Source organism: Streptosporangiales bacterium, from assembly GCA_009379825.1.
Classification (GTDB): Bacteria; Actinomycetota; Actinomycetes; order Streptosporangiales; family WHST01; genus WHST01.
In genome coordinates this window covers 20,162-44,766 of the sequence record WHTA01000049.1, presented here as the reverse complement: position 1 = coordinate 44,766, position 24,605 = coordinate 20,162, and the positions used below count along the sequence as shown (strand labels likewise).

The window sequence follows — 24,605 nt, the reverse complement described above, 5'->3', positions numbered from 1 at the left end:
GATCACGATGGTGCTCGACATGAAGTAGCCGGCGAGGTACTCGCCGGTGGCGATCTTGTCCACCATCGGCCCGGACGACTCCTCCGCCCTGGTGATCGGCAGCAGCCGGTCGTACATCGCCCACGGATCCTTGCCCGCCCGCTCGAGACCCCGGTAGTACGACAGGTGGATGGCGAGCCCGAAGCCCGAGTCGGTGCTGTACGTGGTCACCTTGTTCTTGAAGCGGTGCTCGTCCTGCTCCGTCATCCGGGCGATCGACTCCAGGCTGTCCGGATACTCGTCGGCGCTCAGTTCCAGCTTGTTGTACGCGATCAGGATGACGTCGGAGGAGAAGACGTAGACACCGGGCAGCGCCTTCCCGAACTCGGGCAGCTTCGACTCCTCGGGCGACTCGTACAGCTCGAGCTCGTCCTCCTCGGACATCTGCCGCCAGCTGATCGGGTCACCGCTGACCAACAGGCTGGCCCGCGCCCGCGCCTTGGACGCCTCCGCCATGTGGCGCTGGAACACCTCGGAACTGTCGAAGTTCGTGGTGTTGATCTCCTCGATCCACGGGTAGTGCGCCATGAACCCGGCGAGGATGGGCTCCCAGTTGTAGGAGTCCATGTTCGAGTAGATCGTGAGGCTGCCGCCCTCCTTCTTGGAGGCCTCGACGAGCTTGCCGTAGTCGCTCGGGTAGTAGTCCGGCCGCGGCTCCTTGCGCGCGGGCTCACCGACGGCGCCCTTCGGCGGTGAACAGGCACCGACGGCGGCGAGCCCACCGAGCGAGAGTGCCGTCGCGACCCCGCCGCGAAGCATCGTGCGCCGCGAAAGCCGGCGTCCGAACACGCTGTCAGCCATGCCGTTCACCTCCCGCGGCGGCGAGGACGTCGCTGAAGAAGTCCTTGACCGCCGGCAACACCCCGTCGCCGTGGTGTGCGACGCCGGGCATCAGGTCGAACCGCACGTCCAGCCGGTGACTCAGGTAGTTGTCCTGCAGCGTCTGCAACCGCTCGATCCTGGTGTTCCCCGTCTCCTCCACACCCGCCATCCAGTTCGTGTGGCCCGGGTTGTTGATCTCCCACGTCTCCACGTCCTGGTCGCCGACCACCATCTGCACCGCGACCCGGCGTAGCGCGTCGACGTCCACCGGCGCGCCGAACAGCTCCGCGAAGCCGCCCGTACCCAGCCACCAGGGCAGCTCGTCGTCGAGCTGGGTGATCCTGCCTGGGGCGCCGATGGACGCCGCGGCGAGCCGGTCCGGGTGGAGGTAGAGGAAGCGGTGCACGAACTGCCCGCCGCCGGAGAAGCCGTGGATGAGGAACCGCTCGGTGTCCAGGTCATAGCGCTCGCCGACCTCCTCGACGATGTCGAGCAGCACCTGGTCGTACCTGATGCCGTGGTACTCGATGAACTTGTAGTTGTGCAGCTCCCCGGGCTCGTCGATGCCGGCGGGGAACAGCGGCGCGAGCACGGCGCACCCGTGTTCCTCGGCGAACTCCGCGAACCGGTTCCTGTAGTGCGCGTTGCCGCGCTCGGTGCCGTGGATCAGTACGAGCAGCCGTGGCCGGTGGCCGGCTGCGCGCGCTTCCGGTAGGTACATGCAGTACGAGAAGCGCTGGTCACACGCGGCGGCGAACACGGTCGTGCGGCCGGTCTCGTACGCGCGGACCGGGTCCCGGTGATCGCCGGGAACCATCTCCTGCGGGGTGCTCATCGTTGGCGCAGCCCTCCTCAGCCGCCGACATCGTCGTCGCGTGCTCTCCGACCCTGGACAGGACGCGACGTTCCGACAAGACCATTGCCGGAAGGCCGGTAACGGAGAGTCCGTATCGTCGTCCTCCGACGATTTCTGCAGCCGTCTCGCCCGTTGTCGGCTTATAGTCGTTGTGCACACCCCGCCAGGCCGTCCCCCGTGACCTGGCGGGGTGGCTTGTTTGTCCGCCGAGGAGTCCACGCGACGTGCTGATCACCGAGGTCCTGCTCCACCGGGCACGGCTGCCGCTCGACCCGTCGTTCCACGCCGCGTGGGACCTGCAGCCGCGCACCCACCTGGACGCCACGGTCGTGGAGGTACGCACCGACGACGGCATCGTCGGCTACGGGTCGGGCGACACCATGACCGGCTTCGAGAGCTACCTCGACCTGTTCGTCGGCAAGGACCCGCTCGCCATCGCGGAGCACGTGCGGGTCATCGAGACCATCGACTTCCACGCCGCGCGGTACTGGCCGATGGAGGCGGCGCTGTGGGACATCGCAGGCAAGGCCTGCGGCCAACCGGCCGCCACCCTGCTCGGCGGCGCCACCGACCGGCTGCGCGCCTACGCCTCGTTCGGTGCGCTGTGCCCGCCGGACGAGCGGGCCGAGCGCGCCGTGGCCGCGGTCGAGCGCGGCTTCCGCGCGATGAAGCTGCGGATCGCCGCCGACCAGGTCGGCGCCGGCGTCGCGGCCGTACGCGCGGTGCGCGAGGCGGTCGGGCCGGACATCGCCGTGATGGTCGACCTCAACCAGATGTGGCGGATGAGCGGCGACACCACACCCGCGCTCGATGCCGTCTCCGTACGTCGCCTCGCCGCCGAGCTGGCGGAGCTGGACGTGTACTGGCTGGAGGAGCCGCTGCCGCAGCACGACCTGCCGGCGGTCCGCACGGTGCGTGAGCAGACCGGCATTCGGGTGGCCGGCGGGGAGATGGTCCGTACGCTCGCCGAGCTCGTCGACCTGGTGCAGGCGGACGCGTTCGACATCTACCAGCCCGACGTCGTGCTGTCCGCCGGGATGTCCCGCTGCCGGTTCCTCGCCGAGCTCGCCCACCTGAAGCACCGGTGGTTCACCCCGCACACCTGGACCAACGGGCTCGGCCTCGCCGCCAACCTGCAGGTCGCCGCGGGCGTGGGCAACGTGCCGTACCTCGAGTTCCCTTACGACCCACCCGGATGGACGGAACACCGCAGGGACTTCTTCCTCACCGAGCCACTGACCGTCGACGGCGACGGCTGGCTGACCGTGCCGCGGTCGCCCGGCCTCGGCGTGACCGTCGACCACGCCGCCCTGCGTCGCTACGCCGTGAGCTGACCGGCATCATCGGGGCATGAGCAACAGCTGGCAAGGCATGTCCGACGCGATCGACTACGCGAACTCCCTGCTGCGCGGCGAGAACGTACGCCTGCGCGAGGTACGCGAACCGGACCTGGCGCAGCTCGCCGACTGGTGGAACGACCCCGCGGTCAAGGTGCTGCAGACGCTGTGGGTGCGGCCAACGCCCACCGCAGGCACCATCGACCTGATGCGCGGCTGGAACGCCAACGCAGGCAACGACGCCGGGTTCGCCGTCGAGCTACTCGACGGCGGCGCACTGATCGGCCAGGCCACCCTGCACGGCGTGGACAAGAACAGGTGCGCGACGCTGGCCATCGTGCTCGGACCGCCGTACTGGAGCGCGGGGTACGGCACCGACGCGCTGCGCGTGCTCGTGCGTTACGGCTACGTGGAGATGGGCCTGCACCGCATCCAGCTCGAGACGTTCGCGTTCAACACGAGGGGCATCGCCGCGTACCGCAGGGTGGGTTTCGCCGAGGAGGGCCGCCGCAGGGAGGCGATGTTCCACGCCGGCCAGTGGCACGACACCGTCCAGATGGCCCAGCTCGCCCCTGACTGGTGGGCGGCGAACGGCTGAGACCGGCGTCAGCGGTCCCGGTGGCCGCTGACCGTCCAGGCGGCGGCGGCAAGCGCCGTCTCCCTGCTGGCCACCGACAGGTCGTCCAGGGTGATGACGCCGCCGCGGACCAGGCCGGGGTCGAAGCCGAAGCTGAAGACCGAACCCACCCGCTGCCCGATCTCCTTGCGTAGCTCGTTGTGCAGCTTGCGGTCGAAGCGCGACTTCCGTACGTCGGTGATCGCCACCGCGGCGTCGGCGGCGAGCTTCTCGTGCCCGTTGCGTTCCAACCAGCCGAGGGTGGAGAAGCACGCGGCGACCGCGTCGTCCGACGGCGTGGTGATCACCATGACCGCGTCCACGGTCTTCAGGATCACCTCGGTCAGCGGGTGGGTGAGCGCGGTGCCGCAGTCCAGCAGGATCACCGGACAGGTGCGCTCCAGCGTGCGCACCGCCCACCACACCTCCTTCGGCGTCGGCGCGTCGACGAGGATCGGCGACCTGGCCGAGTCGAGTACGTGCAGCCCACCCTGGGTCGCGTGCGTCAGCAACCGCGGATCGGTCTGCGGCGACTGGTAGACGCGCCACAGGAAGTCCCTGATCGACGGTGGCTGCACGGTGTCGAGCCGGCGCACCAGCGTGCCCCTGTCCGGGTCGGCGTCGAGGGCGGCCACCCCGCCGGGCCTGATGCCACCGAGGACGAGCCCGGTCAAGGCGGTGACACTCGTCTTGCCGACACCACCCTTGAAGCTCAGGAACGCCACCCGGCGCGGCCCCCGTAACGACGCACCGGCCCGTTCGAGCAGCGCCGACTGGGCCATCGCCTGCCCTGCGCTGTTCACGTTGAACAGACCGCGCAACCCGGTGCGGCCGCCGCGCCGCACCGCCTGCGGCAGCGCGCCGGCCGCCGAGGCCGGGCCGCCACTACCGGGCGCGGACGGCGCCGTCGCCCAGGTGCTCTGCTGTGGCGCCGCGTTCGGGTCGTGCTGCTCGGGGAACTTCTGCGGGTTGACGCCCTGCGCCGGCTGCGCCGTCCCTTGGCCGGGCGACTCGCCCGGCCAAGGGACGGCAGGTCGCCGGGCGTGCGGCGAGGCCGGTGGCCGGGCGGCGGCGCCTGGCACCCCCATCGCCACCGGGTCGAGCCCCATCCGCCGCAACTCCTCGACGGCCGCTGCCGACATCTGCGCAGGACGCGACCCGGCTCCGGAGCCGTCCGGATCCGCTGCCACGATGTCTGGCCCCCGCTTCCGCGTTACGTACCGATGAGGTCCCGTACCCAGGCGAACACGCCGAACACGTGTGCCAGGACCGGGACCAAGACTACGACGGTGAGCACCTCGGCGTAGTTGCCGAGCAGCCGCAGCCGGGCGTTGAGCACGGTGTTCACCGGCACCGCGCTGAGCAGCGCCAGCGCGATCAGACCGGCAGCGAACACCACGACGAGCACCACGCCCGGCTCGCCATCCAGCACGAACCTGCCGGCGGTGGCGGCCAGCACGGCGGCACCCGCCAGCCGCAACGGCATCGCGTGCGCACGCCGGGTGTACGCCCGCGAGCGCAGCAGGAACGCGGCACCGGTGAGCGCGGCCAGCAGCCGCGGCCAGGTGCCTGTGGTCATCGCGATGGCCGTGGCGACGACCGCGCCCACGCCGCCGACCGCGAGGAGCGTCCAGGTCAACGTTCCAGAAGCGCGGGACACCGCCGCGTCGATCGCACTGTTGGACAGCCGCTGCCCGGCCCGGATGCGGTAGTCCATCGCGGCGAGGCCGCCCGCACCCAGCGCGGTCAGCGGCAGCACACCGAAGATGAGCACGCAGAGCAGCAGCAGTGCGCACATCACCGGCACCGCCGGCACGCCGAAGGCCAACGGCACACCGGACACCACGACGAGCGCAGCGACCATCCAGCTGAACGCTGCAGGGCCCGCGAGGCCGGCGGCGGCGACCCGTAACACCCCGCCACCGATCGCCAGCCACACCGCGGCCATCCCGTACGCCACCAGACCGCCGGCGAGCAGCTGGCCGAGCAGCAGCCCGGTGTTGGCCCACCAGACCAGCGCCGTGACGGCAAGCACCGTGGCGGCGACCGTGCGCTCCCTGCGCGCCCACATCGCACCCGCCAGCGAGACCGCCGCGGCGACGACGAGACAGAACAGCCAGCCGCCGCTGCCGCGCGTGAACGCCGGGTAGAGCAACGCCAGCAGGCCACCCGCTGCGACGACCGCGGTGAAGCTGGTGGACGTGGCGTTCGTCCAGCGGTCACCGGTGTTGTCCACCCGGTCGGAGACCGAGTCGACGAAGTCGTCGACGTACGCCACGAAACCGTCGCTGTCGGCCGCCCGCAGCTGGAGCACCTGGCCGTCGCTGACGCCGGCGGCCGCCAGCGTGCTGTCCAGCCCGATCTGCGGCCCGCCGACCTGGCCCAGCACCCACCCGGCCGAGCCGCCTGCGTTGCCGCCGGAGCAGAGCCGCAACAGCTCGGGGAACCACTCGCCCACGGGAACGTCGCTGGGCAGCGCGAGGTCGACCCGTCGCTCGTCGGTGACGACGGTCACCGTGCTGAACCCAACCGACATCCGGGTACTCCTCCGCATCGACCGCGGCCCACCCGCGACTAGGCTATTGTGCCGCTTCACCTGGGCGGTTATGGGTGGCTTCCACAGCCGAGCACCCACGTCCTGCCGGTTGGACGGTAACCTCCGTGCACGGGGCATGCGGCCGAGCCGAGACGAGGGAGCCGCTGACGGATGGGGACGAACGTCATCCACCGACCCGCGCGCACCCCACCGCCTGCGGTGGAGTCGGAGGAGATCCAGCTCGCCGAGCCGCCGAAGCTGGACAACCAGGGTTCCGGTCACCACGGCATCCTCGGCGGCAGCATGGGCGTCGGCGGTCTCGCGTCGCTCGGCGTCGCGTTCAGCAACCCGCAGCGGCCGTTGATGGTGGCGATCAGCCTGGTCGTGGCGATCGTTTTCATCCTGATGGCCGTGGTCATAGTCATCGCCATGCGCTCCGGCCCGAAGAAGCAGCTGCGCCACCGGCGGGAGCGCTACCTCGACTACGTCGACGGCGTGCGGCAGCGGCTGCGCTTCTCCGTGGCCGCGCAGCGCGATCGCGGCCGCTGGCTGCACCCGGAACCGGAGCGGCTGGTCGACGTCGCTGGTGACGAGACCCGTCGCTGGGAACGCCGGATCGCCGACGCCGACTTCCTCTCGCTGCGCGTCGGCACCGGCAACGTCCCGCTGGAGCTGCGGGTCAGCTTCGCGCCGCAGCAGAACCCGCTCGAGGAGCACGAGCCGGTCTCGCTGGCGGCCGCCAAGCAGCTGGTGGAGCGGCGCACCACGCTCGACCACCAACCGGTCACGCTCGACCTGGCCAAGGTCGGCATGACCAGCGTGGTCGGTGACTTCGCCGCCGGACGTGCACTGCTGCGCAGCCTCGTCTGCCAGGCCGCGACCTTCCACCCGCCGGAGAACCTGCGCATCGCGGTCGTCCGCTCGCAGCAGACCGAGGCCGCCTGGAACTTCGTGAAATGGCTGCCGCACGTACACAGCAGCCAGGTGGACGACGGGCTGCTGCCCGGTCGCCTGGTCGCCGGCACCCTGCAGGACCTCGCGGAGATCATCGAAGCCGACATCGAGCAGCGCGTCGAGGAGTACCGCCTCAGCCGCGGCCACCGGCCGGTGCGTACGCACCTGCTGGTCGTCATCGACGGCGAACACCTGCCCGTGCACGCCGGGATCGAGTCGCCGGACCAGGCCATCACCCTCGGCCAGCTGGGCATCCACGTCGTGCAGCTGGTCGCCGACCGCAGGAACGAGCCAGGGCACGTCGATGTCCGCGTCACCATCGGGCCGGACGGCACCGCGCACCGCCAGCTCGGGGACGGCCCCACCACCGAGTTCGCTGCCGACCTGCCCGAGGTCGGCGCGGCCAGCGCGCTGGCCAGGCGGCTGTCGCCGCTGCGCCTGGCCGCCGACGACGCACCGGAGTCGGTGTTGGCCAGCGACGTCAGCCTGCCCGAGGTGCTCGGCGTCAGCGACGTCGGCACCATCGACCCGCTCGCCCAGTGGACGCACCTGCAGCCGCGTGACGTGTTGCGGGTCTCGATCGGCGTCACCGGCAGCGGCCGGCCGCTCGTGCTCGACCTGAAGGAGTCGGCCGCGGGCGGCATGGGCCCGCACGGGCTCGTCGTCGGCGCGACCGGGTCCGGCAAGAGCGAGTTCCTCCGCACCCTGGTCAGCTCGCTGGCGGTCAAGCACCACCCGGAGCTGCTCGCCATGGTGCTCGTCGACTACAAGGGCGGCGCGACGTTCGCCGGCACGGCCGAGCTGCCGCACCTCGCCGGCATGATCACCAACCTGCAGGACGACCTGGCGCTCGTCGACCGGATGCGCGACGCGCTGTACGGGGAGATGCTGCGCCGGCAGGAGGTGCTGAAGCGGGCGGGGAACCTGCCGAACGTCGCGACGTACCACCGGGTGCGCGAGCAGCGTCCCGACCTGCCGCCGCTGCCGTACCTGTTGGTCATCATCGACGAGTTCAGCGAGCTGCTCACCGCCAAACCCGACTTCGCCGAGCTGTTCGTGGCCATCGGCCGGATCGGCCGCAGCATCGGGATGAACCTGCTGCTCGCCACCCAGCGGCTGGAGGTCGGCAAGATCCGCGGCCTGGAGAGCCACCTCTCCTACCGGGTCGGGCTGCGGACGTTCTCCGAGTCGGAGAGCCGCGAGGCCATTGGCACGTCGGACGCGTACCACCTGCCACCGGAACCGGGCTCCGGCTACCTGCAGGTCGACACCACGGTCTACGAACGGTTCAAGGCCGCGTACGTGTCCGGTACGTACGAGCCGGTCTCGCAGCTCGCCGAGGCCACGGCCACGGCACCGCCTGTGGTGCCGTACACCGCGGTGAACGGGATCGGCCTGCTCGCCCAGCAACGGCTGGAGGCGTTGAGCAACCGCAAGCCGAACCGTGCCGACACCGACGTCGGCGAGCCCACCGTGCTCGACGCGCTCGTGCGACAGCTGGCCAGCAGCCGGATGTCCGTGCACAAGGTGTGGCTGGACCCGATGCCGGCCATGCTCCCGCTCGACCACCTGCTCCGGCCGCTGCTGCAGCCCCGCGCGCGCAGGCCGTTCCCCGTCGGAGCAGTGCTCGGCCTGATCGACGAGCCGCGCGCGCAGCGACAGCGCCCGTTCCTGGTCGACCTCACCGGCTCGTACGGCAACCTGCTGATCGTCGGCGCGCCGCAGTCGGGCAAGTCGATGCTGCTACGAACGATGATCCTCAGCGCCGCGTTCCTGCAGTCACCCGACGAGATCTCCTTCTACATCGCCGACTTCGGCGGCGGTGGCTTCGGCGCACTGCAGGACCTGCCGCACGTCGGCACCGTGAGCTCGCGGGTCGACCTGCCGAAGGTGCGCAGGATGGTCAACGAGATGATCGCGCTGATCGACCGCAGGGAAGAGCTGTTCCGGCAGGTGGGCCTCGACTCGGCGACCGCGTGGCGGCAGTGGCGCGCGCAGGGCAACAGGTTCCCCGACGACCCACTCGGCGACGTCGTCTTCGTCGTCGACGGCTGGGGAGCGTTCAAGGACGAGTTCAAGGACGACTTCGACTTCACCGAGATGGACAACCAAGTCGGTGAGATCGCCGCGCGCGGCCTGTCGTACGGGGTGCACGTGGTCGCGACCTCCGCGAGCGCACACGAGATGCGGCCGAAGATCCAGAGCTCGTTCTCCGGCCGGGTCGAGCTGCGGATGAACGAGCAGTTCGACGCCACCATCGACCGCGAACTGATGAAGAACCTGAGCACGGACACCCCGGGCAAAGGCATCATGCAGGACAAGCTCTACTTCCAGGGCGCCCTGCCCAGGGTCGACGGTGTGGCCGACGAGACCAACCTCGCCGAGGCGCAGCGCAACGCCGTACGTATGGTCGCCAAGCGCTACCCGGGCAGGGCCACACCGCCGATCCGCATCCTGCCCGCCGACTTGGCGTTCAAGAGCCTGCCGCCCGGCAACGCCGCGCCGCCCGCGGTCGCCATCGGGATGGAGGACACCAAGCTCGAGCCGGCGATGGTCAACCTGTTCAGCGCCGACCCGCACCTGCTCGTGTTCGGCGACTCGGAGACCGGCAAGACGAACACGCTCGACGTGCTGTGCCGCCAGCTGATGGGGGCGTACCCGCGCGACAAGATCGGCTTCGTCCTCGTCGACTTCCGCCGCTCGCTGCTCGACGTGGTGCCGAAGGAGTACCAGGTGGCGTACTGCACCACCGCCCCGGCGACGGAGAAGATGTGCCGGGATCTCGGCGGCCAGCTGGCCAAGCGGCTACCGCCGCCGGATCTCACCGCGGCCCAACTGCGCGACCGCAGCTGGTGGCAGGGCATCGAGGTGTTCATGATCGTCGACGACTACGACCTGGTCGCCACGTCGAGCGCCAACCCGCTGCTCGGCATCGCCGACTACCTGCCACAGGCGAGGGACCTCGGGTTCCACATGGTCGTCGCCAGGCGGTCCGGCGGCGCGGGGCGGGCGATCTACGACCCGCTGCTACAGCGGTTGACCGACCTGAGCACGCCCGGCCTGATGTTCAGCGGTGACAAGAACGAGGGGCCGTTGATCGCTGGTGTACGGCCACAGCGGCTCCCGGTCGGCCGTGCGGTGTGGGCGCGCCGTACGCGCGGGCCCGTCCAGGTGCAGGTCGCGAAGATCGAGGACCGCGACGAGCCGGACGCGTAGCCGCCGCCCCTAGAACGGCGGGCTCGCCTTCAGGAACGCGGTCTTGGCGGGCGTCCAGCTCTTCGCCGGTTCCGCGAGCAGCAGGATCAGGACGACGAGGCCGACCGCCACGCCGATGAGGGCGGGCATGACCGTCGCGGGGATGGTGACACCGGTGTTGGCCAGGTTGATCGGCGTGACCACGAGCCCCAGCGCGGTGAGCACGAGCATGGTGATGCGCGCCCAGTTGCGTCCCGCCCTGAGCTTGACGGCGAACAGTATCCATAGCGCGGCCATACCCACCGACAGGACGACGGTGAAGCCGAAGCTCCCTTGCCAGATGGCTTCCGTGTCCACACCTGGCGTGTCCGGCATCGAGGCGAGGACAGCGTCCTTGCTCATGTACGCCAGCGGCAGCCCGACGAACACGCTGAACGCGGACTGCGCGATCATCAGCCAGAAGACGACGTGGATGCTCGCGGGTGCGGGACCTGGGTCACGTGTCTGCAGAGGTGTTGTACTCATGCCCCGGGACGCTAGAGACACGCGGCATAGATCGCCCATAGGCGCGAGTCGTCGTCACGGAGTGCCGCTGGTGGGGATCGGAGTGCTGGCGCCGGTCGGCGGCGAGGTGACGGGGTCCGTGGGAGATGCCGTCGCGGTGGGGGACGCCGTCGCGGTGACGGTGACCGACGCGGGTTTCCTGGTCCGCTGGTACTCCTGCTGCCGCTGCTCCTCGCGGTCGAGCCGCTGCTGCTTCTCGAACGCGCCGTGCACGCCGATGCCCGCGCAGATCAGCACCGCCACGACGACGCCACCGATGCAGGCGGGCCAGACCCGGTGCCGGTCGCGCCAGGACCTGTCCGAGCCGTGGCACAACGCGGCACGCAGCTGCCGGCGCCGTAGCGCCTGCCCCTCGACGGCCGCCTTGTCCGCGGCCGTCAGCGTCGGCCTGGTCTCCCCGGTCGTCCGCGGTGGTCCCTGTGGCTCGTCCGGCCCGGGACCCGGCGGCGGCTGGGAAGCACGCGATCCCGCCGCACCTGGTGCGGCGGGATCGGGTGGAGTACCGCCTCCTGCAGTCATCGACGCGTGAGGCTACCAGTCAGGCGCCCCAGATACCGCCGATCCGGGCCAGCGCCGCCTGGGCCTTGTCGGTGCCGCCCTGCGTGGCCTGGTTGTAGCGGGCCATGGCCGTCAACATCGCCTCGCCGTTGCCGTTGTGCTTGTTACCCACGCCGCGGTAGCCGACCGAACCTTCCGGCCACAGGCTGCTCGCCAGCTGGTTGTGCTTGGTCAAGAAGTCGGTGAGCTGCTGCCGCTGCCGTTGGTACTGGCTGCTGCCCTCGTCAGCGAGGGCCTGCATACCGGGAAGCCGCCAGGTGACCATGTCCGACATCTGTCGTCTCCTCTCGTCAGACCCCGACCGGGGTGGTCGTGTTGATGCTGCTGATCTCGCCGCTGGCACCGGACACGTCGCTGTACGACTCGTCGTCCGCGGTTCCGGTGTGCCTGGCGGTGTGACCGATGCCCTCGGAGATCCTGCCCTGGCTCCCCGCGAACGTGTCGACCTGGCGGAGGAACTCGGCCCTGGCCCGCATGTACGCGGCACCGCCTGCGCCCTGCCAGCTGCCCTGGGAGCCTTCCGTGTTCCCCGCGAACGCCCGCAGTCCCTGGATCAGCGCAGTGGTGTTCATCCCCTGCTGCTGACCGTTCTGCGCGACACCCGTCACTTCCATACTCAAGACGCTCATTCACTGCCTCCATACCGGGTCCCCCGTGCAATGCGGCAACTATGACTGATCTCGAGCAGGCCCGGTTCCACCTGTCCACAGGCCGGCCGACCGCCCGTGGCATGAGCCACGTCACATCGGAGGAGAGCGCGGCCACGGCACGCGCATGGTGTGCTACAGCGAGCTAGGGCGTACCGCCCTTGACGGTGACCTTCCGGTCCTCGGCCAGCTGGTTGAACAGCTTGATCGCGCGCGGCCTGTCCCACTCCACGACGGCCTGGCCACCGACGTAACTGCCGCCGGTGTGCGGCACGGTCATGGTCTTCACGTCGCCGCTGGCGGCCCCACGCATTGCCCAGAACATCTGGGTGAGGTCGTAAGGCCCGTCGCGCTTGTCGACGGTCACCCCCTCGGCGGTGGCGAACGCGACCCCGCCGGCGCGGAAGGGGTTGAGTAGCGTGCTCGGTGAGGACGCCTTGCCGAAGAGCGCACCGAGGAACTGCCGCTGGCGCTCGACCCGGCCGAAGTCACCACGCGGGTCGTCGTAGCGGGACCGCACGTAGGACAGGCCGGTCTTGCCGTCCATCGTCTGGCAGCCCTTCTTGAAGGTGATCTTCTGCTTCGGGTCCTTCATCCGGTGCTTCACGCAGATATCGACGCCGCCCATCGCGTCCACCGCGCCGGCGAAGCCGCCGAAACCGACCTCCATGTAGTGGTCGAGCTTGATGCCGGTCGAGACCTCGAGCGTGCGGGCAGCCAGCTTCGGGCCACCGAGCGAGTACGCGGAGTTGAGCTTCATCCGGCCGTGGCCGGGCACCGGGACCCAGGAGTCGCGCGGGAAGCTGACCAGGGTCGCCTTGCCGCCACCGGCGGGGATGTGCAGCAGCATCATGGTGTCCGCGCGCTGGCCGCCGACGTGGCCGGTGTGCATCTCCCGCTGTTCCTTCTTGGTCAGGCCCTGGCGGCTGTCGGAGCCGACGAGCAGCCAGTCCTGGCCCGGCGTCTGCTCCGGGCGCTGCTCGTAGTCCTGCAGCGCCTCGACCCGGTTCAGCTTGGTGTAGGCGACGGCCATGATGCCGATGTACGTGATCAGGTAGATCAACACAAGCGTGAGCAGCACGCCGAGGACCTTGCGGAACGGACCGCCGCGGCGGCGGGCGCGTGGCGCGCCTCCGGGCGGGCGGCCGCCGCCGCGCGGCTCGCTCGGCCGCCTGGGTGGCCCGTCGCCGGGTCGCCGGAACTTGGACGAGCGGTAGGTTCGCGAGTAGTACGAGGAGTCGTCCGCCGACAGGGGTGGCGGAGGCGGGGGCGGTGGAGCACCACGCCGCTGACCTGGCATCGCTCTGGTCGGCTGCGGGTCGCTCGACCCGTACCCGTGTCGCCGTTCGTCACCTGCCATGAACATAACCGTCTCACGCCGCGCAAGGTGACGGGATGCACGCCCGACGAGAAGAGCTCGGGCCCCGTCTCCGCGCCGTCGTATCGAGCTGGCGGCTGGAGCCGCCACGCCGCGTGCGCAGCCCGGCCAGGGGCACGAACAACTGGGTCAGGCTGCTCGACTGCGCGGGCCGGCGGCTGGTCGTGCGCGGATACGAGAACCTCACCGGTGACCAGGTCGCAGGCGAGCACGCCCTGCTGGCGGCACTGCGGGCCGCCGGCCTGCCGTTCGCCGTGCCGTCACCGGTGCCGCTGCCGGACGGGCGCACCTGGCTGGCGACCGAGGAGGGGCCGGTGGCGGTGTTCGCGTGGCTGCCAGGCGAGCGCCCCGACCCGTCATCGCATGCGCTCGAGCGGGTCGGCGAGGCCCTGGGACGGCTGGACGCCGCGTTCGCCGACCTCGACTCCGCCCTCGCGCCGCACGACTGGCGGCGCGACCTCGCCGGCACGCACCCGGACGGGGTACGCCTGACCGAGCTCGGCGTGGACATGGCCGCCCTGCACGACCTCGACGTCGCCTACGCGCGACTGCTCGACCACGCGCCGACCCAGCTGGTGCACCAGGACATGGCGCTGTCGAACGTGCTGATGAGCGACGGCGTCGTGACGGCGCTGCTCGACTTCGAGCTGGCCGGGCTGGACCTGCGGGTCGCCGACGTCGTGGCGGCACTCGTGCAGAGCGGGTGCACGGAGCCCGCGCCGGCGCGGCCGCTGGCACGTGCCACGGCGTTGCTCCGCGGCTACGGCCGAGCCGTGCGGCTGACTGACGTCGAGGTCGAGGCGCTGCCCACCCTGCTGCGGTTCCGCGCCGCGGGCGCGCTGGTCTGGCGCTACGGGAGGTACCGCAGGGGGCAGTCCAGCCGCGCGGCCGTCGCGGCGCGGCTGGACGAGCTGGCCGCGATGGACGCGTGGGTTCGTAGCTTCGGCGCGGAGCTGGTCACCGTCGCAGGCGACCGTTGCGGCCGGTGACTACGAGTCGAAGACCTCGGCCTCGACGAGACGCTTGGCGGTGTCGTCCCAGCCATGCGTCGGGAAGTCCTTGGCGAGCTGGTCGAACTCACCGCGCACCTTGGCACCGTGACCGGCCTCGACGAGCTGCTTGATCTCCTCGGCGAACGCGTCGGAGGTGGTCTTCAGCCGCTTCGTCTTGCCCGTGGTGAGGTTGCGCACGTACGCGTGCTTGCCGTTGTTGAGCGGCACCAGGTACCGGTGATCGCCCAGGAAGGTCAGGCCGCCACCGGATCCACGACCGGCTTGTACGGCCTGCCGGGCAGTCTTCGACCTCGGTTCAGCCATGACACTACTCCTGCGAGACTCAAGGGAACTTCCACGAGATGCCCGCGTCGAGAAGCCGATGCCGAATCGGCTGACGCGGGCACAGTCTACGAGGTTACCTTGTCGACGGCTGGCCTGGGGCTTCGGGGCCGTCGAGGCGGCTGGCGAGTACGTGCTCCGGCAGCACCGCCTGCTCGGTCCAGCCGTGCCCGACCACCGTTCCGTCGGGCAGCGTGGCCGCGCAGTCCACCAGCAGCCGGTTGCCGGACGTCGCCCGATGCCTGCCGGTGACCACCAGGCTGCTGCCGAGCGGTGCGGCGGCGTCGTGCTCGACGTGCACCTTGGTGCCCGCGCCCTGCTCGCCGGTCTCCAGGTGCGGCACGAGCACCATCCGGCCGACCTCCTCGAAGTGCCTGGCCATCCAGTACGTCGCGTAGACCTGGTGGGCAGCGCCGAGGTGGCCGAAGTCCACGGTCATCGCCGCGGTGACCGTGATGTCCAGCCGGCACTCGTAGCCGTCGGGGATCGGCCTCATCCGCGGCGCAGCCCGTCGAACGCGATGGTGGCGACGGTGGCGCCCAGCTGCTCGGACCAGTCGGTGTCGTGGTCGGCGCGGTACCACTCGGTGATCGAGTTCACCATGCCGAACAGCAACTTGGTCACCAGGTGCGGGTCGATGTCCGCGCGCAGGTCGCCCTCGGCCGCGGCCGCCGTCACGAGGGCCGCGATGCGCTGGTCGAACTCCCGGCGGCGGTGCAGCGCCCAGCGCTCGGTGTCGGTGTTGCCGCGGGCGCGCAGCAGCAGGTTGACGTACGGCAGCTCGGCGACGAGGACGTCGGGGGCCCGGTGGAGCACGTGCCGCAGCCGGTCGACGGCCGGCCCGGTGGTGGCCGCGGGCTCGTCCAGCACCCCGAACAGGGCACCGGTGGCGCGATCGAGGGCGAGCCCGAGCAGCTCCTCCTTGCCCCGTACGTGGTGGTAGATGGACGACTTGGTGATGCCGGCGGCGCGCGCGAGGTGCTCCATGCTGGTGCCGTCGTAGCCGCGCTCGTTGAACACCTCGACGGCGACCCGCAGCAGCGAGTTGGGCGTGTAGCGGGTACGCGCTGGAGTCGCCATCCCTCGACTATAGACCGAATGTTCGGTCGGGACTATGGTGGCAAGCACGGAGGAGCGCCATGCCCGACACGCTGCAGGACGAGTTCGACGCCAGGGTCGCCGCGGACGAGCGGGTGGAGCCGCGCGACTGGCTGCCGGACGGCTACCGCAAGACGCTGATCAGGCAGATCGCGCAGCACGCCCACTCGGAGATCATCGGCATGCAGCCGGAGGGCAACTGGATCACCCGTGCGCCCTCGTTGCGCCGGAAGGCCATCCTGATCGCCAAGGTGCAGGACGAGGCCGGGCACGGCCTGTACCTCTACGGCGCCGCGGAGACCCTCGGCGTGGACCGCGCAGAGCTGTACGACCTGCTGCTCTCCGGCCGGCAGAAGTACTCGAGCATCTTCAACTACCCGACCCTGACCTGGGCGGACATCGGCGCCATCGGCTGGCTGGTGGACGGCGCGGCGATCACCAACCAGGTGCCGCTGTGCCGCTGCTCGTACGGCCCGTACGCCCGCGCGATGGTGCGGATCTGCAAGGAGGAGTCGTTCCACCAGCGGCAGGGCTTCGAGATCCTGCACACACTGAGCCACGGCACGCGGGCCCAGCACGAGATGGCGCAGGACGCAGTGGACCGCTGGTGGTGGCCTTCGCTGATGATGTTCGGCCCGCCGGACGCCGAGTCGGCGCACACCCAGCAGTCGATGACCTGGCGGATCAAGCGGTTCGGCAACGACGAGCTGCGGCAGCGGTTCGTCGACATGACCGTGCCGCAGGCCGAGGCGCTCGGCCTGACGCTGCCCGACGACGGCATCCGCTGGAACGCCGACCGTGAGCACTTCGACTTCACCGAGCTCGACTACACCGAGCTGTTCGAGGTCATCAAGGGCAATGGGCCCTGCAACGCCGACCGCATCGCACACCGCCGCGCCGCCCAGGAGGAAGGCCGGTGGGTACGCGAGGCGGCTGAGGCGTACGCCGCGAAGCACGCGGCCACGGAGGAGGTGGCATGACCGAGTCGCGGAGCTGGCCGCTGTGGGAGGTGTTCGTGCGCAGCAGGCGCGGGCTCTCGCATCAGCACGTCGGCAGCCTGCACGCGCCGGACGCGGCGATGGCGCTGCGCAACGCCAGGGACGTCTACACCCGCCGCAACGAGGGCGTGAGCATCTGGGTGGTGCCGGCCAGCGCCATCCACGCGTCCGCACCTGACGAGAAGGACCCGTTCTTCGAGCCGGCCGCAGACAAGGTGTACCGGCACCCGACGTTCTACTCCGTGCCGGAGGGAGTGGAGCACCTGTGACCAGGTCGCCGTACTTCGCCACCACTGGTGAGACCACGCTGCCGGCCGTGGCGGCGTACGCACTGCGGCTCGGCGACGACGCGCTGATCCTGTCGCACCGGCTCGCCGAGTGGGTCGCCCGCGCGCCCGAGCTGGAGGAGGACCTCGCGCTGGCGAACCTCTCGCTTGACCTGCTCGGGCAGGCACGCAGGCTGCTCGGCTACGCCGGCGAGCTGGAGGGACGCGGCCGCGACGAGGACGCGCTCGCGTACCTGCGCGGCGACCTGGATTTCACGAACGTCCAGCTGGTCGAGCTGCCAACCGGCGACTTCGGCCGCACCATCGCCAGGCAGCTGCTGTTCTCCACGTACCAGCACCTGCTGTACGCCGAGCTCGCACACAGCGGCGACGAACGGCTCGCCGGCATCGCCGCGAAGGCCGTGAAGGAGGTCGCGTACCACCGCGACCACGCCGTGCAGTGGACGCTGCGGCTCGGCGACGGCACGGCGGAGAGCCACACGCGGATGCAGGCCGGCCTGGCCGGCGTGTGGCCGTACGCGGCTGAGCTGTTCGAGGCGGACGAGCTGACCCACCAGCTGGCCGCCGACGGCACGGGGGTCGACCCGGCGACGCTGCGCCCGGCGTGGGACGCCGCGGTCGACGAGGTGCTGGCCGACGCGACGCTGACGCGTCCTGACGTACCCGAGGCGGCGGCCGCGGGCAGGCGCGGCCTGCACACCGAGCACCTCGGCCACCTGCTGGCGGAGATGCAGGCTTTGCACCGGGCACATCCGGGGGCGCAATGGTGACCGCGAAGGAGCTCGACGAGCGAGGCGGAGGTAGGGGCCGCGGTCCTGGGAGAACCCCGACGAACACCACCGCGGCACCTGCCGGAACCTCGGGAGGAGGCGGTCGCGGCAGCCGCACCGTGACTCCTCACGACGTGGTCGCCGCGGTGGTGGACCCCGAGCTGCCGGTGCTCACCATCGACGACCTCGGCGTACTGCGCGACGTTGCGGTCGCCGGGGACGGCGCGGTCGACGTCACCGTCACGCCCACCTACTCCGGCTGCCCGGCGATGGAGACCATCAGGGCCGACATCGAGCGGGCCCTGCAGGCCGCCGGCTACGCGCAGGTGCGGGTGCACACCGCGCTGCGTCCGGCGTGGAGCACCGACTGGCTCAGCGAGGGCGCGAGGCGGAAGCTCGCGGAGTTCGGCATCGCACCGCCTGGTCCTGCGCACGGGCCGGTGCCGGTCGCGCTCGGTGTGCGGTGCCCGCAGTGCGGGTCGCTGCGTACCCGGTTGACCAGCAGGTTCGGGTCGACGGCCTGCAAGGCGCTCTACGTCTGCCGCGCCTGCGCGGAGCCGTTCGACGCAATGAAGGCCGTCTGATGACGGCCGCGAAGGAGCTCGACGAGCGAGGCGGAGGTAGGGGCCGCGCCACTGGGAGAAGGCCGACGGACACTGCCGCGGCACCTGCCGGAGCCTCGGGAGGAGGCGGTCGCGGGAGGAACACGTCCACGCAGGAGGCGACCGGCAGGCACCAGGCGGTGTTCCACGAGCTGCGCGTCGCCGCCGTCGATGCGCTCACCGACGACGCGTACGCCGTCACGCTTGACGTCCCGGACACGCTCGCGGGCGAGTACCGGCACGCCGCGGGCCAGCACGTGAACATCCGCTGCACGGCCGTCGGTGACGAGGAGCGCCGCAGCTACTCGATCTGCACCCCGGCCGGGTCGGGCATACTGCGGATCGGCGTGAAGCACCTGCCGGGCGGCGCGTTCTCCGCGCACGTCGCGCGACGGCTGCGGCCCGGCGACGTGCTCGAGGTGATGACACCGACCGGGCGGTTCACCCCGGCGCTCGACCCGGCCGCGAGCAACCACTACGGGTTGGTGGCCGCCGGCAGCGGCATCACCCCGGTGCTGTCCATCGCGTCGACCGTCCTCGCCACCGAGCCGGGCAGCCGGGTCACGCTCTTCTACGGCAACCGCACCAGCAGCTCGGTGATGTTCGTCGAGGAGTTGTACGACCTGAAGAACACGTACCCGGACCGGTTCTCGCTCGTGCACGTACTGTCGCGGGAACCACAGCAGGTGGAGCTGTTCTCCGGCCGCCTCGACCCCGACAGGTTCGACCGGCTGCTGCGGGCGCTGTGCCCGCTGGACCAGGTGGACGAGTGGTTCCTCTGCGGCCCGTTCGCCATGGTGCAGGAGCTGCGCGCGTACCTGCGCGACCGCGGCGCCGCCCGCGTGCACGTGGAGCTGTTCCACGCCGACCCGCCCGCGCCGCCGCAGCCGCCTGCCCCCACCAAGGCGCAACCTGGTGCGAGCACGGTGACCGCCGTGCTCGGCGGCCGCGCCACCACGTTCCGGCTCGGGCCGTACGACGTGCCGGTGCTCGAAGCGATGTTGCGCGAACGCGGCGACGCGCCGTATGCCTGTCGGGGCGGGGTGTGCGGCACCTGCCGGGCCCGGCTGCTCGAGGGCGAGGTGCGGATGGACCAGAACTACGCGCTGGAGGACACCGAGGTGGCGAACGGCTACGTGCTCACCTGCCAGTCGCACCCGGTGAGTCCCACCGTCCGCCTGGAGTACGACGCCTAGCAGGAAGGGACGGTCGCAGGTGCGGAAGCACGAGGAGCACGTCGCGGTGATCGGCGGCGGCGTGATGGGCGCGGGGATCGCACACGTCTTCCTCGCCGCGGCGTCACCGGTGGTAATCGTCGAGTCCGACGCGGACGCCGCCGCGGCCGCGCGCGAACGCGTCGCCGCGTCTGCGCGCAAGGCGGAGGAACGCGGCAAGCTGCCGCCGCGCGTCACGGCGAACGTGCTGCTCGCCGACCTGCGCACCACCGACTCGGTGACCGACATCGGCAACCGCGCCAAGCTGGTCGTCGAAGCGGTGCCGGAGGATCTCGCGCTGAAACAGCGGATGCTGGCCGCGGCCGAGGGCGCCGTGCCGGACGCCGACCTGGCCAGCAACACCAGCTCGCTGTCGGTCACCGACCTCGCGGCCGCTCTCCAGCGCCCGGAACGGTTCTGCGGCATGCACTTCTTCAACCCGGTGCCCGCCTCGGCGCTGGTCGAGGTGGTCACGCACGAGGGCGCTGCCGACGACACCGTGACGCGCGCACTCGACCGGGTGCGCCGGCTCGGCCTTACGCCGGTCACCGTGCACGACGCGCCGGGGTTCGCGTCCAGCCGGTTGGGCGTCGCGGTCGGCCTGGAGGCGATCCGGATGCTCGCGGACGGCGTCGCGTCCGCCGAGGACATCGACCAGGCCATGCGCCTCGGCTACCGCTGGCCGATCGGACCACTGCACCTCACCGACCTGGTGGGGCTGGACGTGCGGCTGGCCATCGCCGAGTACCTGCAGGAGCGACTCGGGGCGCGATTCGAGCCACCGCAGCTGCTTCGCGACAAGGTCGCCGCAGGCGAGCTCGGCAAGAAGAGCGGACAGGGCTTCTACACCTGGTGACGAGGAATGGAGCAACGATGCTCGACCTGCGCCCTGGTACCGGCGAGCTGGAACCGATAGAGACCGCGTCCAGCGACGAGCTCGCCGCACTGCAGCTGGAGCGGCTGCGGTGGTCGCTGCGGCACGCGTACGAGAACGTGCCGCTGTACCGGGAACGGTTCGACGCGGCCGGTGTGCATCCCGACGACTGCCGTGAGCTCGCCGACCTGCGGAGGTTCCCGTTCACCACGAAACAGGACCTCAGGGACAGCTACCCGTTCGGCATGCTCGGCGTCCCGCGCGCCGACGTGCTGCGGCTGCACGCGTCCAGCGGCACCACCGGCGACGCGACCGTGGTCGGGTACACCCGCGCCGACCTGGACAACTGGGCCGACCTGGTGGCGCGCTCGATCCGGGCGTCCGGTGGCCGGCCAGGCGACCTGGTGCACGTCGCGTACGGGTACGGCCTGTTCACCGGCGGCCTGGGCGCGCACTACGGCGCGGAGCGCCTGGGCTGCACCGTCGTACCCGTGTCCGGTGGCATGACGCCGCGACAGGTGCAGCTGATCCGCGACTTCGAGCCCGACATCATCATGGTGACGCCGTCGTACATGCTGGCGCTGCTCGACGAGTTCCACGCGCAAGGGCTCGACCCGCGCGCCTCTTCGCTCAAGGTGGGCATCTTCGGCGCAGAACCGTGGACCCCGGGCACCAGGGCCGCACTCGAGGACGCCTTCGACATGCACGCGGTGGACATCTACGGGCTGTCCGAGGTGATGGGCCCTGGCGTGGCGAACGAGTGCGTGGAGACCAAGGACGGCCTGCACGTCTGGGAGGACCACTTCTACCCGGAGGTCGTCGACCCGGACACCGGCGAGGTGCTGCCGGACGGCGAACCGGGCGAACTGGTGTTCACCACGCTCACCCGAAAGGCGTCGCCGGTCGTCAGGTACCGCACCAGGGACCTCTCGCAGCTGTTGCCCGGCACGGCGCGGACGTTCCGCAGGATGGCGAAGGTCACCGGGCGTAGCGACGACATGATCATCGTGCGCGGCGTGAACCTGTTCCCCACCCAGGTGGAGGAGCTGGTGCTCGCGACCGCAGCACTGAGCCCGCACTTCCGGCTCGTGCTCACCCGCCCACACCGGCTGGACGAGCTCACCGTGCAGGTCGAGCGGGATCCGGCGCGGCCGGTCGACGACGGCACGGGCGCGTCCGCCGCACTCGCCACGTCGCTGAAGGAACGGCTGGGGATCGCCTGCACGGTCGAGGTCGTCGAGCCGGGCAGCTTGGCTCGTTCGACCGGTAAGCTCAAACGCGTCTTCGACGAACGCTAGGCATACCGTCCCCTCCCGGTCACACACAGCCTCGCCGTTGGCGACGCAGAGGCGAGTGTGCAAGTCTGGCCGCCGGCAGGTCGACCGGCGAGGGGAGCATGTGGTGGGCACCCGGGGGAACTCGCTGTTCGCCCTCGGCAGCACTGTCGTCGTGTTCAGCCTGGTCATCGCCGGGATCTTCGGTGCCGTCCAGTTGTTCGACAAGATGCAAGGCGCACACGTGCCCAGTGGCTGGGCGTACGTCGAGTACACCATCGACGGTGACCTGACCGACGAACAAGGCGAAGCGGTCGCCAAGTCGCTGGTCTTCCGTCTGCACATGGGCCGCGCAGCCGACGCGCGCTGGTGGGTGGACGACAACCTGGTGACCGTGGCCGTACCCGAGGTGGAGCAGCCAGAGCTGGAGTCGTTGCCGGACAGCGGGCCGAAGCTGCAGTTCAGCAGCGTGATCAACTCGGGCAAGGTCGGGCAGGGCGCCGTGGTGAAGAACGAGGGTTGCCACGACCCGCCTGAGAACCACGCCTGCGACCGTGCCAGGTCCTACTGGTACCACCTCGCCAAGCCGTTCCTCGAAGGCTCGGACATCGACAGCTCGAACGTCGTCGAGGACAAGGCGGGCACCGGCGCGTACGCGGTGGAGATGAACCTGGAAGGCGAGCCGAAGGAGAAGCTCGCGACCACGACCAAGCGGATGACTGGCTCGTCGGAGGACGGGCGGCGGCTCGCTGTCGTCTACGGCGGGATCGTGCTGAGCGCGGAACCCGTCGAACGCCCGGTCACCAACGGCGTCATCCAGCTGCCCGGCTTCTCCAAGCCGGAGGGTCAGGACCTCGCCGACGCCGTCGCCGCGAGCAAGTACGACGCCACCTTGCACAAGGGATCGGTGCGGGTCGCCGAGTAGGCACCTGACCAGGAAATTCCGCGTACCCCTCGCGCCCGGCGGCGTTGTGGGTCCATCATCGTGAGCAACCTTGCGTCCGTGACCAAGGAGGCTCGATGAAGAGCACGATGATGGACGTCCCTCTCTCCCTGACGAACCTCGCCCTCTACAGCACCACTGCGCACGGCGACGGCCGCGTACTCACCTGGACGGGCACCGGGTCCCGGTCGTGCAGCTACGGCGAGCTCGGTGGCCGGATCGCCCGGCTGGCCGGCGCACTGCGCGCGCTCGGCGTGGACGGTGACCAGCGGGTCGGCACATTCTGCTGGAACAACCAGGAGCACTTGGAGGCGTACCTCGCCGTTCCCGCGATGGGCGCGGTGCTGCACCCGATCAACATCCGGCTGTTCCCGGAACAGCTCGTCTACGTCGTCAACCACGCCGAGGACGAGGTGGTCATCGTCGACGGCACGCTGGCCGAGCCGTTCGGCCGGCTGCTGCCGAAGCTGCCCTGCGTGCGCCACGTGCTCGTGACGGGGGACGCCGACCTCGCCACGGTGGCGGCCGACGGCGTGGAGGTGCACAGGTACGCGGACGCGCTGGCCGCGGCGGAGCCGACGTTCCCCTGGCCGGAGATCGACGAGCGGCAGGCCGCCGGCATGTGCTACACGAGCGGCACGACGGGGAACCCGAAGGGCGTCGTCTACAGCCACCGGTCCACGTACCTGCACTCGTCCGCGCTCGCTCGCGGCGACGTGGCCGCGCTGTCGCAGGACGACCGGGTGCTGCCGGTGGTGCCGATGTTCCACGCGAACGCGTGGGGACTGCCGTACGCCTCTGTGCTCGTCGGCGCCGACCTGCTGATGCCGGACCGGTTCCTGCAGGGTGAGCCGCTCGCGGCGATGATCGAGGCGGAACGGCCCACCGTCGCCGGCGCGGTGCCGACCATCTGGACCGGCCTGCTGCAGCACGCCCGCGGCGCGGGCACCGACCTGTCGTCGCTGCGCAAGGTCATCTGCGGCGGCTCCGCCGTGCCGCGCTCGCTGATGCTCGCGTACGAGCAGGAGTTCGGCGTCACCGTGCGCCACGCCTGGGGCATGACCGAGACCTCGCCGCTGGCGAGCACCGCGTTCCCGCCGCAGGAGCTCACCGGCGAGGAGGCGCTGCGCTGCCGGCTCAGCCAGGGCAGGATCCTTCCGGAGGTGCAGTACCGGCTGGTCGGCGGCGACGGCTCCGTCGTGCCCAACGACGGCGAGTCGCTCGGCGAGCTCGAGGTGCGCGGCCCGTGGGTGACCGAGAGCTACTACCGCGAGGACAGCCCGGAGAAGTTCCAGGACGGCTGGCTGCGTACCGGCGACGTCGGCACCGTCGATGAACGCGGCTTCTTCACCATCACCGACCGCGCGAAGGACGTCATAAAGTCCGGCGGGGAGTGGATCTCGTCGGTCGACATGGAGAACGCGCTGATGGCGCACGCAGGCGTGTTCGAGGCGGCCGTCATCGCGATCCCGGACGAGACGTGGAGCGAACGCCCGCTCGCGTGCGTGGTCGCCGCCGCGGACGCCACCCCGGACCCGCAGGAGCTGCGCGAGTCGCTGCGCGCGGAGTTTGCGGGCTGGCAGCTGCCGGACCAGTTCACGTTCGTCGACGAGATCCCGAAGACCAGCGTCGGCAAGTTCGACAAGAAGGTCCTGCGGCAGCGGTACGCCGACGATGAGCTGGAGATACGCCAGGTCGCGCACGGCTGA

The 24,605-nt window shown here is 70.7% G+C and carries 25 protein-coding genes; 13 read left to right on the top strand and 12 right to left on the bottom strand.

Annotation, left to right across the window (positions count from 1 at the left end; all coding sequences use genetic code 11):
- Together GEV07_20835 and GEV07_20830 are read right to left on the bottom strand one after the other, a co-directional pair.
- On the bottom strand, window positions 1-840 hold an 840-nt coding region (locus GEV07_20835), incomplete at its 3' end, for a hypothetical protein (protein ID MQA05060.1).
- Window positions 833-1,678, bottom strand: a complete 846-nt coding sequence (locus tag GEV07_20830) for an alpha/beta hydrolase (GenBank protein ID MQA05059.1) — start codon at window positions 1,676-1,678, stop codon at window positions 833-835. The genes GEV07_20835 and GEV07_20830, both read right to left, overlap by 8 nt.
- Before the next feature lie 263 nt (window positions 1,679-1,941).
- Between GEV07_20830 and GEV07_20825 the strand changes: the two genes are divergently transcribed.
- The gene (locus tag GEV07_20825) at window positions 1,942-3,051 is read left to right on the top strand and encodes a mandelate racemase/muconate lactonizing enzyme family protein (GenBank protein ID MQA05058.1); all 1,110 of its coding nucleotides are present in this window, start codon (window positions 1,942-1,944) and stop codon (window positions 3,049-3,051) included.
- Window positions 3,052-3,088: 37 nt separating this feature from the next.
- On the top strand, window positions 3,089-3,652 hold the full coding sequence (locus GEV07_20820) for a GNAT family N-acetyltransferase (protein MQA05057.1): 564 nt from the start codon (window positions 3,089-3,091) through the stop codon (window positions 3,650-3,652).
- Between the two features lie 8 nt (window positions 3,653-3,660).
- Here the strand turns inward: GEV07_20820 and GEV07_20815 are convergent, their stop codons facing one another.
- Both GEV07_20815 and eccD read right to left on the bottom strand, forming a co-directional pair.
- Window positions 3,661-4,812, bottom strand: coding sequence for a hypothetical protein (locus GEV07_20815; protein ID MQA05056.1), 1,152 nt, complete (start codon window positions 4,810-4,812; stop codon window positions 3,661-3,663).
- A gap of 71 nt (window positions 4,813-4,883) precedes the next feature.
- On the bottom strand, window positions 4,884-6,344 hold the full coding sequence (gene eccD / locus GEV07_20810) for a type VII secretion integral membrane protein EccD (protein MQA05055.1): 1,461 nt from the start codon (window positions 6,342-6,344) through the stop codon (window positions 4,884-4,886).
- 33 nt (window positions 6,345-6,377) lie between these two features.
- Between eccD and eccCa the strand changes: the two genes are divergently transcribed.
- Window positions 6,378-10,376 (top strand): type VII secretion protein EccCa, encoded by a 3,999-nt coding sequence (gene eccCa, locus GEV07_20805; GenBank protein ID MQA05054.1) that lies wholly within the window; start codon window positions 6,378-6,380, stop codon window positions 10,374-10,376.
- 9 nt (window positions 10,377-10,385) lie between these two features.
- Here eccCa and GEV07_20800 read toward each other — a convergent pair whose 3' ends face one another.
- From GEV07_20800 to GEV07_20780, 5 genes are all read right to left on the bottom strand, one after another.
- Complete coding sequence (locus GEV07_20800; protein MQA05053.1) at window positions 10,386-10,880, bottom strand: hypothetical protein; 495 nt, start codon at window positions 10,878-10,880, stop codon at window positions 10,386-10,388.
- A gap of 54 nt (window positions 10,881-10,934) precedes the next feature.
- Window positions 10,935-11,438 (bottom strand): ABC transporter permease, encoded by a 504-nt coding sequence (locus GEV07_20795; GenBank protein ID MQA05052.1) that lies wholly within the window; start codon window positions 11,436-11,438, stop codon window positions 10,935-10,937.
- A 19-nt stretch (window positions 11,439-11,457) separates the two neighbouring features.
- Window positions 11,458-11,751, bottom strand: a complete 294-nt coding sequence (locus GEV07_20790) for a hypothetical protein (protein ID MQA05051.1) — start codon at window positions 11,749-11,751, stop codon at window positions 11,458-11,460.
- Window positions 11,752-11,767: 16 nt separating this feature from the next.
- The gene (locus tag GEV07_20785; protein MQA05050.1) at window positions 11,768-12,106 is read right to left on the bottom strand and encodes a hypothetical protein; all 339 of its coding nucleotides are present in this window, start codon (window positions 12,104-12,106) and stop codon (window positions 11,768-11,770) included.
- Between the two features lie 163 nt (window positions 12,107-12,269).
- On the bottom strand, window positions 12,270-13,424 hold the full coding sequence (locus GEV07_20780) for a LytR family transcriptional regulator (protein ID MQA05049.1): 1,155 nt from the start codon (window positions 13,422-13,424) through the stop codon (window positions 12,270-12,272).
- 95 nt (window positions 13,425-13,519) lie between these two features.
- Between GEV07_20780 and GEV07_20775 the strand changes: the two genes are divergently transcribed.
- Entirely contained in the window at window positions 13,520-14,491 is a 972-nt protein-coding gene (locus GEV07_20775) for a phosphotransferase (GenBank protein MQA05048.1), read from the top strand.
- Here GEV07_20775 and GEV07_20770 read toward each other — a convergent pair whose 3' ends face one another.
- The 3 genes from GEV07_20770 to GEV07_20760 all read right to left on the bottom strand — a co-directional run bounded on the left by GEV07_20770 (window position 14,492) and on the right by GEV07_20760 (window position 15,916).
- The gene (locus tag GEV07_20770; GenBank protein ID MQA05047.1) at window positions 14,492-14,818 is read right to left on the bottom strand and encodes a hypothetical protein; all 327 of its coding nucleotides are present in this window, start codon (window positions 14,816-14,818) and stop codon (window positions 14,492-14,494) included.
- Window positions 14,819-14,912: 94 nt separating this feature from the next.
- Window positions 14,913-15,332, bottom strand: coding sequence for a thioesterase (locus GEV07_20765; protein ID MQA05046.1), 420 nt, complete (start codon window positions 15,330-15,332; stop codon window positions 14,913-14,915).
- A complete protein-coding gene (locus tag GEV07_20760) occupies window positions 15,329-15,916 on the bottom strand; it encodes a TetR family transcriptional regulator (GenBank protein MQA05045.1) in 588 nt (195 codons plus the stop codon). Before GEV07_20760 ends, GEV07_20765 begins: the two co-directional genes overlap by 4 nt.
- Window positions 15,917-15,975: 59 nt before the next feature.
- On the opposite strand from GEV07_20760, the gene paaA reads away from it, so the two are divergent.
- The 9 genes from paaA to GEV07_20715 all read left to right on the top strand — a co-directional run bounded on the left by paaA (window position 15,976) and on the right by GEV07_20715 (window position 24,605).
- Entirely contained in the window at window positions 15,976-16,914 is a 939-nt protein-coding gene (gene paaA, locus GEV07_20755; protein MQA05044.1) for a 1,2-phenylacetyl-CoA epoxidase subunit A, read from the top strand.
- Window positions 16,911-17,201, top strand: a complete 291-nt coding sequence (locus GEV07_20750) for a 1,2-phenylacetyl-CoA epoxidase subunit B (GenBank protein ID MQA05043.1) — start codon at window positions 16,911-16,913, stop codon at window positions 17,199-17,201. Before paaA ends, GEV07_20750 begins: the two co-directional genes overlap by 4 nt.
- A gap of 38 nt (window positions 17,202-17,239) precedes the next feature.
- On the top strand, window positions 17,240-17,989 hold the full coding sequence (gene paaC, locus GEV07_20745; GenBank protein MQA05042.1) for a phenylacetate-CoA oxygenase subunit PaaC: 750 nt from the start codon (window positions 17,240-17,242) through the stop codon (window positions 17,987-17,989).
- Window positions 17,983-18,573, top strand: coding sequence for a phenylacetate-CoA oxygenase subunit PaaJ (paaJ, locus tag GEV07_20740; GenBank protein MQA05041.1), 591 nt, complete (start codon window positions 17,983-17,985; stop codon window positions 18,571-18,573). The genes paaC and paaJ overlap by 7 nt, the downstream gene beginning before the upstream one ends.
- The gene (gene paaK / locus GEV07_20735) at window positions 18,573-19,787 is read left to right on the top strand and encodes a phenylacetate-CoA oxygenase/reductase subunit PaaK (protein ID MQA05040.1); all 1,215 of its coding nucleotides are present in this window, start codon (window positions 18,573-18,575) and stop codon (window positions 19,785-19,787) included. The genes paaJ and paaK overlap by 1 nt, the downstream gene beginning before the upstream one ends.
- Before the next feature lie 19 nt (window positions 19,788-19,806).
- Entirely contained in the window at window positions 19,807-20,661 is an 855-nt protein-coding gene (locus GEV07_20730) for a 3-hydroxybutyryl-CoA dehydrogenase (protein ID MQA05039.1), read from the top strand.
- Between the two features lie 17 nt (window positions 20,662-20,678).
- Complete coding sequence (gene paaF / locus GEV07_20725; GenBank protein ID MQA05038.1) at window positions 20,679-21,977, top strand: phenylacetate--CoA ligase; 1,299 nt, start codon at window positions 20,679-20,681, stop codon at window positions 21,975-21,977.
- A 103-nt stretch (window positions 21,978-22,080) separates the two neighbouring features.
- The gene (locus GEV07_20720; GenBank protein ID MQA05037.1) at window positions 22,081-22,878 is read left to right on the top strand and encodes a hypothetical protein; all 798 of its coding nucleotides are present in this window, start codon (window positions 22,081-22,083) and stop codon (window positions 22,876-22,878) included.
- A gap of 95 nt (window positions 22,879-22,973) precedes the next feature.
- Complete coding sequence (locus tag GEV07_20715) at window positions 22,974-24,605, top strand: long-chain-fatty-acid--CoA ligase (GenBank protein ID MQA05036.1); 1,632 nt, start codon at window positions 22,974-22,976, stop codon at window positions 24,603-24,605.

What these genes read in the sequence shown, in the direction of transcription:
- GEV07_20795 (MQA05052.1), bottom strand. Translation starts at nt 11,438, where the DNA reads ATGACTGCAGGAGGCGGTACTCCACCCGATCCCGCCGCACCAGGTGCG.
- GEV07_20780 (MQA05049.1), bottom strand. Translation starts at nt 13,424, where the DNA reads ATGCCAGGTCAGCGGCGTGGTGCTCCACCGCCCCCGCCTCCGCCACCC.
- GEV07_20765 (MQA05046.1), bottom strand. Translation starts at nt 15,332, where the DNA reads ATGAGGCCGATCCCCGACGGCTACGAGTGCCGGCTGGACATCACGGTC.
- GEV07_20750 (MQA05043.1), top strand. Translation starts at nt 16,911, where the DNA reads ATGACCGAGTCGCGGAGCTGGCCGCTGTGGGAGGTGTTCGTGCGCAGC.
- eccCa (MQA05054.1), top strand. Translation starts at nt 6,378, where the DNA reads ATGGGGACGAACGTCATCCACCGACCCGCGCGCACCCCACCGCCTGCG.
- paaF (MQA05038.1), top strand. Translation starts at nt 20,679, where the DNA reads ATGCTCGACCTGCGCCCTGGTACCGGCGAGCTGGAACCGATAGAGACC.
- eccD (MQA05055.1), bottom strand. Translation starts at nt 6,344, where the DNA reads ATGCCCCGTGCACGGAGGTTACCGTCCAACCGGCAGGACGTGGGTGCT.
- GEV07_20775 (MQA05048.1), top strand. Translation starts at nt 13,520, where the DNA reads ATGCACGCCCGACGAGAAGAGCTCGGGCCCCGTCTCCGCGCCGTCGTA.
- GEV07_20815 (MQA05056.1), bottom strand. Translation starts at nt 4,812, where the DNA reads ATGTCGGCAGCGGCCGTCGAGGAGTTGCGGCGGATGGGGCTCGACCCG.
- GEV07_20820 (MQA05057.1), top strand. Translation starts at nt 3,089, where the DNA reads ATGTCCGACGCGATCGACTACGCGAACTCCCTGCTGCGCGGCGAGAAC.
- GEV07_20770 (MQA05047.1), bottom strand. Translation starts at nt 14,818, where the DNA reads ATGGCTGAACCGAGGTCGAAGACTGCCCGGCAGGCCGTACAAGCCGGT.
- GEV07_20790 (MQA05051.1), bottom strand. Translation starts at nt 11,751, where the DNA reads ATGTCGGACATGGTCACCTGGCGGCTTCCCGGTATGCAGGCCCTCGCT.
- GEV07_20785 (MQA05050.1), bottom strand. Translation starts at nt 12,106, where the DNA reads ATGAGCGTCTTGAGTATGGAAGTGACGGGTGTCGCGCAGAACGGTCAG.
- paaA (MQA05044.1), top strand. Translation starts at nt 15,976, where the DNA reads ATGCCCGACACGCTGCAGGACGAGTTCGACGCCAGGGTCGCCGCGGAC.
- GEV07_20830 (MQA05059.1), bottom strand. Translation starts at nt 1,678, where the DNA reads ATGGTTCCCGGCGATCACCGGGACCCGGTCCGCGCGTACGAGACCGGC.
- GEV07_20800 (MQA05053.1), bottom strand. Translation starts at nt 10,880, where the DNA reads ATGAGTACAACACCTCTGCAGACACGTGACCCAGGTCCCGCACCCGCG.
- GEV07_20760 (MQA05045.1), bottom strand. Translation starts at nt 15,916, where the DNA reads ATGGCGACTCCAGCGCGTACCCGCTACACGCCCAACTCGCTGCTGCGG.
- GEV07_20715 (MQA05036.1), top strand. Translation starts at nt 22,974, where the DNA reads ATGAAGAGCACGATGATGGACGTCCCTCTCTCCCTGACGAACCTCGCC.
- paaK (MQA05040.1), top strand. Translation starts at nt 18,573, where the DNA reads ATGACGGCCGCGAAGGAGCTCGACGAGCGAGGCGGAGGTAGGGGCCGC.
- paaJ (MQA05041.1), top strand. Translation starts at nt 17,983, where the DNA reads ATGGTGACCGCGAAGGAGCTCGACGAGCGAGGCGGAGGTAGGGGCCGC.